Annotated in this window: 10 protein-coding genes; 9 read left to right on the forward strand and 1 reads right to left on the reverse strand. The window is 69.4% G+C overall.

All coding sequences use genetic code 11. The features are described from left to right. The first annotated feature begins 9 nt into the window (after positions 1–9). The 5 genes from AC1RQG_RS12870 to AC1RQG_RS12890 all read left to right on the forward strand — a co-directional run bounded on the left by AC1RQG_RS12870 (position 10) and on the right by AC1RQG_RS12890 (position 4940). Positions 10–879: a ThiF family adenylyltransferase gene (locus tag AC1RQG_RS12870; protein WP_493131860.1), complete on the forward strand. Its 870-nt coding sequence runs from the start codon at positions 10–12 to the stop codon at positions 877–879. Beyond that, positions 876–1964, forward strand: a complete 1089-nt coding sequence (locus AC1RQG_RS12875) for a nitroreductase family protein (protein WP_493131862.1) — start codon at positions 876–878, stop codon at positions 1962–1964. The genes AC1RQG_RS12870 and AC1RQG_RS12875 overlap by 4 nt, the downstream gene beginning before the upstream one ends. Before the next feature lie 3 nt (positions 1965–1967). Beyond that, entirely contained in the window at positions 1968–2642 is a 675-nt protein-coding gene (locus AC1RQG_RS12880) for an acyltransferase (RefSeq protein WP_493131864.1), read from the forward strand. A gap of 185 nt (positions 2643–2827) precedes the next feature. Continuing rightward, complete coding sequence (locus AC1RQG_RS12885; RefSeq protein ID WP_493131866.1) at positions 2828–3775, forward strand: PEP-CTERM sorting domain-containing protein; 948 nt, start codon at positions 2828–2830, stop codon at positions 3773–3775. 229 nt (positions 3776–4004) lie between these two features. Beyond that, positions 4005–4940 carry a PEP-CTERM sorting domain-containing protein gene (locus tag AC1RQG_RS12890; RefSeq protein WP_493131868.1) on the forward strand — a complete coding sequence of 312 codons (936 nt, stop codon included), beginning with the start codon at positions 4005–4007 and terminating at the stop codon, positions 4938–4940. 89 nt (positions 4941–5029) lie between these two features. Here the strand turns inward: AC1RQG_RS12890 and AC1RQG_RS12895 are convergent, their stop codons facing one another. Further along, complete coding sequence (locus AC1RQG_RS12895) at positions 5030–6247, reverse strand: glycosyltransferase (protein WP_493131870.1); 1218 nt, start codon at positions 6245–6247, stop codon at positions 5030–5032. A 296-nt stretch (positions 6248–6543) separates the two neighbouring features. On the opposite strand from AC1RQG_RS12895, the gene AC1RQG_RS12900 reads away from it, so the two are divergent. The 4 genes from AC1RQG_RS12900 to AC1RQG_RS12915 are packed head-to-tail and all read left to right on the forward strand — an operon-like array spanning position 6544 to position 12227. Further along, entirely contained in the window at positions 6544–9489 is a 2946-nt protein-coding gene (locus tag AC1RQG_RS12900) for a hybrid sensor histidine kinase/response regulator (RefSeq protein ID WP_493131871.1), read from the forward strand. Between the two features lies 1 nt (position 9490). Next, positions 9491–11605: a putative bifunctional diguanylate cyclase/phosphodiesterase gene (locus AC1RQG_RS12905; RefSeq protein WP_493131873.1), complete on the forward strand. Its 2115-nt coding sequence runs from the start codon at positions 9491–9493 to the stop codon at positions 11603–11605. Then, complete coding sequence (locus AC1RQG_RS12910; RefSeq protein WP_493131875.1) at positions 11602–11871, forward strand: hypothetical protein; 270 nt, start codon at positions 11602–11604, stop codon at positions 11869–11871. The genes AC1RQG_RS12905 and AC1RQG_RS12910 overlap by 4 nt, the downstream gene beginning before the upstream one ends. Continuing rightward, positions 11868–12227: a hypothetical protein gene (locus AC1RQG_RS12915; protein ID WP_493131877.1), complete on the forward strand. Its 360-nt coding sequence runs from the start codon at positions 11868–11870 to the stop codon at positions 12225–12227. The genes AC1RQG_RS12910 and AC1RQG_RS12915 overlap by 4 nt, the downstream gene beginning before the upstream one ends. The last annotated feature ends 19 nt before the right edge of the window (positions 12228–12246 follow it).

A 12246-nucleotide genomic window follows, 5' to 3' on the forward strand; every position in this document is an offset into this window, starting at 1 on the left:
AGGGGCGACATGAGCGACACTTTTTCTTACCAGGAAGCATACGCGCGCAACCTGGGCTGGGTCACGCCGGCCGAGCAGGCCGTGCTGCGCAACAAGCGCATCGCCATCGCCGGCATGGGCGGCGTGGGCGGGCGGCACCTGCTGACGCTGACACGGCTCGGTGTGGGCGCCTTCCACATCGCCGACTTCGACCGCTTCGCCCTGGCCAACTTCAACCGCCAGGCCGGCGCCAGCATGGGCACGCTGGACCAGCCCAAGGTCGAGGTGCTGGCCGCCATGGCGCGCGACATCAACCCCAAACTGGCCCTGACCCGCTTCCCCAACGGCGTGCACGACGACAACCTGGCCGCCTTCCTCGACGGCGTGGACCTGTACGTGGACGGCCTGGACTTCTTCGCCTTCGCGGCGCGCCAGGCCACCTTCGCCGCCTGCGCCCGGCTGCGCGTGCCGGCCATCACGGCCGCGCCGCTGGGCATGGGCACGGCCGTGCTGACCTTCCTGCCCGGCCGCATGACGTTCGAGGAGTATTTCCGCTGGGGCCGGCGCAGCGACACGGAGAAAGCGCTGCGCTTCCTGGTCGGACTGGCGCCGGCCGGGCTGCACCGCGCCTATCTGGTCGACCCGTCGAGCATCAACCTGGCCCAGCGGCGCGGGCCGTCCACCATCATGGCCTGCGAGCTGTGCGCGGGCGCGGCCGCCACCGAGGCGTTCAAGATCCTGCTCGGGCGCGGCCCGGTGCTGGCCGCGCCCCACGGCTGGCAGTTCGACGCCTACCGCAACCGGCTGGTGCGCACCTGGCGCCCGGGCGGCAACCGCCATCCGCTGCAACGGCTGGCCATGCTGATGGCCAAGCGCGGCCTGCCGGGGGCGCGGCCATGACGCTCGACCCGACGCTGGAGAAGATCCTCGACCTGGCCCGCTGGGCGCCCAGCGGCGACAACACGCAGCCGTGGCGCTTCGAGATCGTCGACGCGCGCCGCCTGGTCGTGCACGGCTTCGACACGCGCGACCATTGCGTCTACGACCTCGACGGCCATCCCAGCCAGATCTCGCTGGGCGCGCTGCTGGAGACGATGCGCTGCGCGGCCAGCCTGTTCCGCCTGACCATGGAAGCGCGGCGCCGGCCCGGCCTGCCCGACAACCGGCCCACGTTCGACGTCGCCTTCACCGGCGTGCCGGCGGCCGAGCCCGACCCGCTGGCCCTGGCCATCGAGCACCGCAGCGTGCAGCGCCGCCCGCTGAGCACGCGCCCGCTGACGCCGGCCGAACGCCTGGCCCTGCAGGCGGCCCTGCCGCCCGGCTACCGCGTGCTGTGGCTGGCCGGCTGGGCGCAGCGCTGGGCCATGGCCCGGCTGCTGTACCGCAACGCCGGCCTGCGCCTGACCATGCCCGAGGCGCACCAGGTGCACCGCGCCGTGATCGAATGGAAAGCCCGCTACAGCGACGACCGCATCCCCGAGCAGGCGCTGGGCGTCGACCCGCTGACGGCGCGCCTGATGCAGTGGGTGATGCAAAGCTGGGGCCGGGTGGCGTTCTTCAACACCTGGCTGGCCGGCACCGTGGCGCCGCGGCTGCAGATGGACCTGGTGCCGGCCCTGGCCTGCGCCGCCCACTTCGTGCTGGTGGCCGACCAGCGGCCGCAATCGGTGGACGACTACGTGGCGGCCGGCCGCGCCATGCAGCGTTTCTGGCTGGCGGCGGCCCGCGCCGGCCTGCAATTGCAGCCGGAGCTGACGCCGCTGATCTTCGCGCGCTACGTGCGCGACAACCGGCCATTCTCGCGCGTGCCCGGCATGCACGCGCGCGCGCGCGCGCTGGCCGGGCTAGCCCAGCTGGTGATCGGCAAGCACGACTTCGACCATGCCGTGTTCATGGGCCGCATCGGCGCCGGCGCCCCGGCCACGGCGCGCTCGCTGCGACTGCCGCTGAGCGCGCTGATCGTGCCGCCGGCGGGACGGGAGTGAGCCATGCGCGCCATCGCGCCGCGTGACATCGCCACCTTCCTGGCGCTGCTGGCCGTGATCGTGCTGGCCGGCGTGGGCAGCACGGCGCTGCTGCTGGGTCGCCTGCCGCTGGGCGACTTCCGCGGCGTGCTGCTGGTGCTGGCCGCCGTCGTACTGACCTACCTGTGGGCCTTTGCCGTGTACCGGCTGTTCCTGCTGGCCCTGCCGCTGCGCGAAGGACCGGTGGCGCCGGGCTCGCGCGACGAGTTCGTGGCCAACGTCAACATCCTGTTCTACCTGATGCTGTTCAACACGCTGATCCGCACCCACTTCCTGCCGGTGCCGCTGCTGCGCCTGGTGTACCTGGCGCTGGGCGCGCGGCTGGGCGCCAACACCTACAGCGCCGGCGTGCTGCTCGACCCGCCGCTCACGCGCATCGGCGCCAACACCATCATCGGCCACGACGCGGTGATCTTCGCCCACGTGATCGAAGGCGCGCGCATGGAGCTGAAGGCCGTCACGATCGGCGACGGCGCCACCATCGGCGCCACGGCCGTGGTGATGGCCGGGGTGGCGATCGGCGACGGCGCCATCGTCTCGGCCGGGGCCGTGGTGGTCAAGGACAGCCGCATCGGCGCCGGCGAGGTGTGGGGCGGCGTGCCGGCCCGGCGCCTGAAGGGCCCGGACGGCGCGGCCTAGCGCCCTGTCGGCGTTCTTGACAGCCGCCCCGCCCCACGTAGGCGGCCCCATCCTCGCTGGCGCGCCAAGTCCCTGATTGGACAGGGAAAAGCGCCGGTGGCAGGGAACTTGCTCAGAACACTGCACAAAACCCGCTTCTCGGTTTTGCGACAAAGCAAGCTGTCCAACTTTCCCTGGAGACTCTCATGAAATTGCATCCAGCCACACTACCGGGCGCCGTCGTGGCCGTCGCGCTGGCCGCCTCCCTGGCGGCGCCGTCGGCGGCCATGGCCGATCCCGTGATCGGCCTGTCCACAGCCGGCAACGGCATCTACGACACCTATGCCGACCTGTGGACCAATGTCACCGACACCGGCCTGGCCACCGGCTTCATCCCCGGCCTGACCGTGGGTCCCGGCGGCGCCGCGCCCTATCTGACCGAACTGCGGACCCAGATGGTGGTCGGCACCATGTCCAACAGCAATATCCCGGCCATCGTCACACCAGCGGGCCTGAACGGCACGTTCGAACTCAGCAAGATCGTGCGCTTCCAGGAACTGGTCGATGCCCAGACGCCCACCACGGCCCACTTCACGCTGCCCGGCAGCCAGTCGGCCGCCATGGACGTGGACCCGCTGCACGCCGGCGTGCAGAACTTCGCCGTGTTCTTCGACCGGCTCGGCACCAGCCAGGCCGTGCCGGGCAATGGCGCCGGCACGGTGCGCTGCTATGGCGCCGGCGTCACCTCGGCCGGCTGCGGCGCCGTCGGCGATCCCGATGGCGACGGCACGCTGATCATGTCGGGCCACCTGGTCTTCAACGACGCCAGCTTCACCGCCAGCGGCGCGGTCGGCACGGGCTCGTTCGATTCGCGCTTCGCGCTCGACTATGTCGACCCGCTGTTCCTCGACGTCGGCACGGCCGGCATCTTCCGCGACAAGTTCACCGGCACCACCAACGTGCCGTCGTTCTTCCTGCCCGACACCATGTGGGATGGCACGGCGCCCGACCCGGGCGGCGTGCCTTTCCTGAAGGTGGATTCGTCGCAAAGCTTCGCCGCCGTGCCCGAGCCGGCCACGCTGGCCCTGCTGGGGCTGGGCTTCGCCGGCCTGGCGCTGGGCCAGCGCCGCAAACAGGCAGGCTGGGCAGGCTGAAAGCGCGCGGGGCCGGCATCGCCACCGTCCTTGATCCGGCAGCCCATGCCGGATTTTTTTACATTGCCGGCCCGTATTCCCGCCCCGTTCCACCGGGCTCAAGCCAAGTCCTTGTTTTGCCGACGAAAATAGATCCTGGCTTGGAACTTGCGTGGATCCGGCTAGATCCCCAGCCGGGGTCCATGCAGCACCAACCCGTACCCGTGCCTCACTTTCCTTGGGAGTCGTCATGAAACACACTTCACTCAACCTGGGCGCCCTGGCCATCGCCGCCACCATGGCCCTGCCCACGGTGGCCCACGCCGGCGCCGCCATCGGCCTGTCCACGCTGGGCAACGGCGTCTACAACACCTATGCCGACCTGTGGACCAACGTCACCGACACGGCGGTGGCCACGGGCTTCGTGCCCGGCCTGACGGTCGGCCCCGGCGGCGCCGCGCCGTACCTGACGGAGCTGCGCACGCAGAACGTCACCGGCACCATGAGCAACAGCAACATCCCGGCCATCGTCACGCCCGCCGGACTGAACTCGGCTTTTGAACTGAGCACGGTGGTGCGCTTCCAGGAACTGGTCGACGCGCAGACGCCCACCACCGCCCATTTCAGCATGCCGGCCACGCAGTCGGCCGCCATGGACGTGGACCCGCTGCACGCCGGCGTCCAGAACTTCGCCGTCTACTTCGACAACCTGACGCCGGTGGGCGGCCCCAACAGCAAGGCCGTGCCCGGCAACGGAACCGGCACCGTGCGCTGCTACGGCGCCGGCCCCACGTCGGCCGGCTGCACGGGCGCGGGCGACACGGACGGCGACGGCACGCTAATCATGTCGGCCCACCTGATCTTCAACGACGCCAGCTTCACGGCCGCCGGTCCCATCGGCACCGGCTCGTTCGATTCGCGCTTCATGATCGACTACGTCAACCCGCTGTTCCTCGACGTGGTGACGGGTTCCATCGTGAGCAACAAGGAAACGGGCACCACCAACGTGCCGTCGTTCTTCACGCCGGACGTGATGTGGGACGGCACCGCGCCCACCACCGTGCCGGAACTGAAGGTCGACGGTTCGGTCAGCTTCACGGCCGTGCCGGAACCGGCCACGCTGGCCCTGATGGGACTCGGTTTCGCGGGCCTGGCGCTGGGCACGCGCCGCCGCCCGGCCGCGTGACGGCAACGCGCCTGGCGCCATGGAGCGTGGCGTAGTCGCCGCGCCGCAAGCGCAGCGATAGCGACGCCACGCACTGCGTGACACGACCGCTAAGGCCCGGCCGGTGACGCGAGCGCGGTGGCCACCAGCGCCGCGAACCGCTCCCCCGCCGGGTAATGGCGAAATTGCTGGGCGATGCGCAGCGCCGCGCCGTAGGCCTGCGGCTGATTCAACAACGCCTCGACAGCTTGACGCACACCGGCCACGCCGAGCCGGTCGGCCCGCAGCAATGTCCCGGCGCCGGCGGCCACGATGCCCTGCATGTTCAGGAACTGGTCCAGATTGCCGGCGATGCCCAGCACGGGCACGGCGGCCGTCAACGCCTGCTGGCTGGTGGGACTGCCGCCATTGCACACGACCAGGCTGGCGCGCCGGGCCGCCTCGTCGCCGGGCAGATAGCCGGCCACGTGCGCGTTGGCCGGCAGCGTCGCCGGCATCGCCTTGCCCGCCGTGGCCGCGATCACCGTCACCGGCAAACCGGCCAGCGCGTCGAGCACCGTGGCCAGCAGCGCGCCCTGGCCGGAACTGCCCAGCGTCACATACACCAGCGGCAATTCGGACGGCAAGCCATCCCACCACGGCGGCGGGGCCACGGGCGGCGACCACGTGACCGGTCCCAGATAGCGGTGGCTGGACGGCATGCCCAGGGGCGCGAACAGTTCCGGGATGTCGGCATAGGCGGTCCAGTCGGCATCCGTGTAGACGCGGCGCAAGTCCCAACCCAGCGAGGGCAGCCCATGCAGGCGCCGCACGCGGTTCAACGGCACCGTGTGCGCGGCGAACGCCAGCGGGCGCACGAGCCGGAACAAGCCGTCCGCCAGCGCCAGCGGCAAGTGGCTGGCCAGGGGAATGGCCGGCACCCGGTAGTGCTGGCGCACATAGGGACTCCAGTAGGCGTTGCTCACCGTGATGTAGGGCAGCCGGGCCAGCCGCGCGCTGACCGACAGCGACAGGCGGAAGTCACCGACCACCAGATCGGGCCGCACATCGGCCAGCAGGCGCCGGTCATCCTCCACGTAACGGCGCAGTGTCGGCTCGTCATACACGGGCCGGCCCGCCGCCAGCGCCGCCAGGAATTGCGCGCCCGGGATGCTGGCGATGGGCCAGTAGTTCAGCGCGCCGCCGGCCAGCATGGCCTCATGGCCGGGCGCGCACGCGAAGTGCACCTCGTAACGCCGCGCGTCGAGCGCGCCGGCCAGCGCCAGCGGCCGGCCCACATGGGCCAGCGTCACCGCCTCGGCCACAAACAAGATCTTTTTGCGCTGCATGCTGCTCGCCTCCCTGCCTGCAGCTTGCAGGGCGCGTGTCGGCGCTGTTTGACTTCGCTCAATGGTGGGCCCGATGGCCGGCGTGCGACGGGCGGCAACCGTGCATGCGCTGGCAAAACGCAAGGTGCTCGCGCACGTGAACGGATTAGATGCAGATCAACGTCCGCGACTGGCCTGCGCTTATATTTTTCCTCGTAGCACAGTCCTGCGTCATCCCACCACCCATGACGCGCCGCCGCCCCATGCAAACAGAGCGCCACAGTGTCGCCAGCCTCACCGCGACTGGATAAACCACTATGTTCAATGTCGAATGCGCCAGCCTGAGCAAGAAACTAACCATGATCACCATGCTGTCGACCGGCAGCGCGCTGCTGCTGGTGTTCGCGGTGTTCGTGGCGACCAGCGTGTTCAGCCACAGGAACGGCGCGCAACGCCAGCTGGCATCGCTGGCGGCCGTGATGGGCGCCAGCGGCATGGATGCGCTGCGGACGGCCGACCGCCACCGCGCCAGCCAAGCCCTGGCCGTCCTCGCGGTCAAGCCCGACATCGTGCGGGCCGCCTTGTACGATGCCGATGGCGCCTTGCTGGCCAGCTACGACCATGGCGCCGCCGCCCCGCCCGCCCCGGCGCCGGACGAAGCGGGCCCGGCCGCGCCCGGCGGCGCCGCGCGCGCCGGGGCCGCCGGCAGCCGCTGGGCGCCCGCGTTGCGCGTGACCGTGCCCATCGTCAGCGACGGCCAGCCGGTGGGCGCCGTGATGATAGAGGCGAGCCCGACCGGCATGTGGCTGGCCATCGCGAAGGATGTGGGCGCGGCCGGCGCGGCCGTTCTCGTGGCGCTGCTGGTGGCGCTGGCGATGGCGGCCCGCTTCCGCGCCAACATCGCCGAGCCTGTCGCCAGCCTGATCGCGGCCGCCCAGCGCGTCACCAGCAGCCAGAGCTACGCCCACCGGCTGCAACACCGGCGCCACGACGAACTCGGTGTGCTGATCGACAGCTTCAACAACATGCTGGCCCAGGTCGAGGGCCGCGACGCCAAGCTGGCCCAGTACCGCGACCAGCTGGAACGCCAGGTCGGCGTGCGCACCGAGCAGCTTGAAAAAGCCAAGAACGCGGCCGAGGCGGCCAGCCAGGCCAAGAGCGCTTTCCTGGCCACCATGAGCCATGAGATCCGCACCCCCATGAACGGCGTGCTGGGCATGACGGAATTGTTGCTGGCCACGCCGCTGACGGAGCAGCAGCGCCACTACACGACCATGGTCCAGCGCTCGGGCGAACACTTGCTGGTCATCATCAACGACATCCTCGACTTCTCCAAGATCGAGGCCGGCAAGCTGACGGTCGAATACATCCATTTCAATCTGCGCGAGCTGCTCGACGACATCGACAACGTGTTCGGCCCGCAAGCCCAGGCCAAGGGCCTGCGGCTGGAACTGCTGGCCGCCGCGCAGCTGCCGATCGGCGTGTATGGCGACCCCAACCGGCTGCGCCAGGTGATCGTCAACCTGTTGGGCAACGCCGTCAAATTCACGGAGGCGGGCAAGATCACGCTCAAGGTGGACGTCACGGACGAGGACGCGCAGGCGGTGACCTTGCGCTTCGAAGTGCACGACACCGGCATCGGCGTGTCGGGCGAAGCGCGGGCCCGCATCTTCGATTCGTTCTCGCAGGCCGACGGCTCCACCACCCGCAAGCATGGCGGCACGGGGCTGGGGCTGGCCATCTCCAAGCAACTGGTCGAATTAATGGGCGGGAAAATTGGCGTCGACACTGCGCTATCTCAAGGGTCCATCTTTTGGTTCACAGTAAATTTTGACAAGCGCCGCGTCGATGCCGACGATCCCGCGTTCAATCGCAAACTCACACAGGGGCTCAGAGCTTTGATCGTCGATGAACATCCCGCCAGCCGCGCCGCGCTGGAGCGTTTGCTGGCGAGCTGGCACATGCAGTGCGACAGCAGCGACGCCAGCGCCTGCCTGGATCAGCTGCGCCAGGCCGCCGCGCGCGGCCAGCCTTACGACGTGGCCGTGCTCGACATGGCCTTGCCGCGCACCAGCGGCCTGGCGCTGGCGGCCGACATCCGCGCCGACGCCGCGCTGACCGGCCTCAAGGTACTGCTGCTGAGCACCGAACGGGCGGCGGCCGACAGCGTGCAGCGGCGCGCGGCCGGCGTCGCGTACCAGCTGATCAAGCCGGCCCGCGAGTGCGATTTGTACGATTGCATCACCGCCGGCGCCGACCAGTCCCGTCTGCCGCCGCCCACGCGCAGCGAGGCGCTGCGCAGCGCCCCCGTGCCCGCCGCCCCGCCGCCGCCGCCGGGCGGCCCCGCGCACGCGTCCGGCCCCGCCACGCCGGCCGCCCGGCCTGCGGACATGGCCGGCGACACCGCCGTCGCCGCCAGCGCACCACCGCGCAAACGGCGCAAGGTGCTGCTGGCGGAGGACAACCCGGTCAACGTGGAGGTGGCCAGCGCCATGCTGGAAGGACTGGGGCTGGACGTGCGCCGCGCCGGCAATGGCGCCGAGGCGCTGCGCTCGGTGCAGGCCGAGCATTTCGACCTGGTCCTGATGGATTGCCAGATGCCGGTCATGGATGGCTTCGCCGCCACATCCGAAATCCGCCGCCACGAGCAGCAGCTGGGACGGGCGCGCAGCCTGCCCATCATCGCCATCACGGCCAACGCGCTGCAAGGCGACCGCGAATCGTGCCTGGCGGCCGGCATGGACGACTATCTGAGCAAGCCATTCACCCAGCAATCGCTGGGGCAGACCATTTCCCGCTGGCTCAAGCTGCCGCGCGCCGCCCTGCAAGCGCCGCAGCGGCCGGCCGCGCCGGTGCGGACCGGCGCGACGCCGGCCGCAGCCGTGTCCGCGAGTGTGCCGGCCACGCACGACAACCTCAACCACCAGGCGCTGGAGAACATCCGCGCCCTGAGCCCCGGCAACGGCAACGCCCTGCTAGAACGCGTGCTGCAAGCCTACGTCACCGACACGCCCACCCATTTGCAGACGCTGCGCCAGGCCATCGCCGCCGCCGACGCCAACAACCTGCGCAAGGCGGCCCACAGCCTCAAATCGAGCAGCGCCAACGTGGGCGCGCAGGCGCTGGCGCAAGCGTGCAAGGAGATGGAGCAACTGGGGCGCAACGGCAGCACCGTGGGCGCGGCCGACATGCTGGCCGGCATGGAACGGGAATTCCAGGCCGTGCGCCAGTCGCTGAACGCAATCCTGCACAAGGAAACCTGATATGGCACCGCTACTCTCCCCCAAACGCGGCCTGGTCCTGGTCGCGGACGACGACCCCGTGATGCGCCTGCTGATGCGCGAAATGCTGGACCAGGTCGGCCTCGACACGCTCGAAGCGGAAGACGGCGCCCAGGCGCTGGCCTGCTATCGCGGCATGGCGCCGGATCTGGTGCTGCTGGACGTGGACATGCCGGCCATGGATGGCTACGCCGTGTGCCGTGCGATCCGGGCCGGCGAGACGCAGGCCGCCGTGCCCATCATCATGGTCACCGGCAGCGACGATCTGGAGGCCGTCACGCTGGCCTATGAGGAAGGGGCGACCGATTTCGTGTCCAAGCCCATCAACTGGCCCATCCTCGGCCACCGCGTGCTGTACGTGCTGCGCGCCAGCGACGCCATCGCCCGCCTGCGCATCGCCGACGCCCAGAACCGGGCCGTGCTGGCCGCCATCCCCGACACCTTCTTCCGGCTCGACAAGGACGGCTACTACCTCGACTACGAACAGGGCCACGACGCCCAAACGGGCCTGGCCAGCGAACCGTACGCGGGCCGCCACCTGCGCGACGTGCTGCCGCACGACATCGCGCAGCGGTTGCTGGAACAGGCCCAGGCCGTGCTCGAACACCAGCAGATCCGCTCGGTCGACTACGAACTGGCGCGCCTCGACGCGATCCACCATTTCGAAGCGCGGCTGGTGGCCACGGGGCCGGACGAGGTGCTGGGCCTGGTGCGCGACATCAGCGAGCGCAAGCGCACGGAGGAACAGATCCGGCGGCTGGCCTATTGCGACAGCCTGACCGGCATCCCCAACCGGCAAGCGTTCCTGGAGACACTGGAGCGCGAACTGGCGCGCTCGCGCCACGGCGGCAAGAAATTCGCGGTGCTGTTCATGGACCTCGACTCGTTCAAGCGCATCAACGACACGCTGGGCCACAACGTGGGCGACCATCTGCTCAAGGCCGTCTCGGAACGGCTGCGTGAGACGACACGGCCGAGCGACCTGGTGTCGCGCGCCGAGCAGCACGGCAACAACCTGGCCCGGCTGGGCGGCGACGAATTCACCATCCTGATCCCCGACCTGGAACGGGTCGAGAACGCGCTCAACGTGGCGCACCGGGTCAAGGAGGCGATGCGCCGGCCGTTCCTGATCGAGGGCCACGAGATCTTCGTCACGGCCAGCATCGGCATCTCGCTCTATCCCGAGGATGGCGAGGACTGCAACTCCCTGCTCAAGTACGCCGACACGGCCATGTACCACGCCAAGAACTGCGGCAAGAACAACGCCAAGTTGTACAGCTCCTCGCTGACGATGCAGATCATGAGCCACGTCAAGCTGGAGGTGGGCTTGCGCCGGGCCTTGCAGAACAACGAGCTGTACCTGCTGTACCAGCCCCAGATCGACGTGCCCAGCGGCCAGATCGTCGGCGTCGAGGCGCTGGTGCGCTGGCGCCATCCGGAACGCGGCATCATCTCGCCCACCGAGTTCATCCCGCTGGCCGAGGAGACGGGCCTGATCGTGCCGATCGGCGAGTGGGTGCTGCGCACGGCCTGCGCCCAGGCGCGCACCTGGGCCGACATGGGAGCGCAGCCGGTGCGCATGGCCGTCAACCTGTCGGCCAAGCAATTCAAGGACGACAACCTGACCCAGGTGGTGCTGTCGGCGCTGCGGGAGGCCGACCTGCCGGCCGGCCTGCTGGAACTGGAACTGACGGAAGGCACGCTGATGGACGACGCGCGCGCCACCATGATCACGCTCGAGCAGCTGCGCGGCATCGGCGTGTATCTGTCGATCGACGACTTCGGCACCGGCTACTCGTCGATGAACTACCTCAAGCGCTTCGACGTGCGCGCGCTCAAGATCGACAAGAGCTTCATCAGCGGCCTGCCGCAGGATTCGGAGAACGCCGCCATCACGCGCGCCATCATCGCCATGGCGCACGGGCTGAAGATGGCGGTGGTGGCCGAAGGCGTGGAGACGGACGAGCAACTGGTGATGCTGGAGCACTACGGCTGCGACCTGGCGCAGGGCTACTACCTCGGCCATCCCTCCCCGCCCGAATCGATCACGCTCATGTTGAGCAACCAGTATGCGCTGGCCACGCCGGCCACTTCATGAACCGGCTGGCACAAGCCGCGAATATCGCACGCTTCGTCGGCAAGCTGCCCGCCAACGCCAAGCCGACCGTACAGTTCCGTTCGCTGCCCAACGGTGGCATCGCCGCCCAAGCCACCTCGGCGGGCCGCGTGACAGGCTCGTGCGCCGTGTACGAAAAGCAAATCGACGCGGACGGCGTGACGGTCCAATACAGCAAGACCACCTACGACCCGTTTGGGATTATCATCAACGTCAAGGACAAGCTGGCAGGAGGCGTCTTCCCATGATCGCAGTGGAAAATGAACGGTTGGAACTTGTGCGGCGTCTGCTGGCCTGCGCCATGCCGTTGCAGACCACCCTGTCCACGCTGGCCGCCATGGGCTGGGATTACGATGGCCTCCCGGTGCTGATGACCGAAGAACATATCGCCGCCGTGCTGCGCCGTTTTCTGGCCGGCAGCTTGTCGGCCAGGGATGTCGAAACCTGGGCCAATGGCGTGGAGGGGCGGGACGATATCGCCAGTTCGCCCAGCAGCGCGCATAGGATGACGGCCATTATTGATGAGCTCGCCAATCCCGCACTGCACCAGCCGCTGGCTGACGCCAGGGCCCGCGCCCTGCTTGCGGAACTGGCCGCAGGGTAACACGACGCTATCTCTTGCG

Source organism: Rugamonas sp. GW822-FHT03B10 (assembly GCF_058801745.1).

What these genes read in the sequence shown, in the direction of transcription:
- AC1RQG_RS12870 (WP_493131860.1), top strand. Translation starts at nt 10, where the DNA reads ATGAGCGACACTTTTTCTTACCAGGAAGCATACGCGCGCAACCTGGGC.
- AC1RQG_RS12875 (WP_493131862.1), top strand. Translation starts at nt 876, where the DNA reads ATGACGCTCGACCCGACGCTGGAGAAGATCCTCGACCTGGCCCGCTGG.
- AC1RQG_RS12880 (WP_493131864.1), top strand. Translation starts at nt 1,968, where the DNA reads ATGCGCGCCATCGCGCCGCGTGACATCGCCACCTTCCTGGCGCTGCTG.
- AC1RQG_RS12885 (WP_493131866.1), top strand. Translation starts at nt 2,828, where the DNA reads ATGAAATTGCATCCAGCCACACTACCGGGCGCCGTCGTGGCCGTCGCG.
- AC1RQG_RS12890 (WP_493131868.1), top strand. Translation starts at nt 4,005, where the DNA reads ATGAAACACACTTCACTCAACCTGGGCGCCCTGGCCATCGCCGCCACC.
- AC1RQG_RS12895 (WP_493131870.1), bottom strand. Translation starts at nt 6,247, where the DNA reads ATGCAGCGCAAAAAGATCTTGTTTGTGGCCGAGGCGGTGACGCTGGCC.
- AC1RQG_RS12900 (WP_493131871.1), top strand. Translation starts at nt 6,544, where the DNA reads ATGTTCAATGTCGAATGCGCCAGCCTGAGCAAGAAACTAACCATGATC.
- AC1RQG_RS12905 (WP_493131873.1), top strand. Translation starts at nt 9,491, where the DNA reads ATGGCACCGCTACTCTCCCCCAAACGCGGCCTGGTCCTGGTCGCGGAC.
- AC1RQG_RS12910 (WP_493131875.1), top strand. Translation starts at nt 11,602, where the DNA reads ATGAACCGGCTGGCACAAGCCGCGAATATCGCACGCTTCGTCGGCAAG.
- AC1RQG_RS12915 (WP_493131877.1), top strand. Translation starts at nt 11,868, where the DNA reads ATGATCGCAGTGGAAAATGAACGGTTGGAACTTGTGCGGCGTCTGCTG.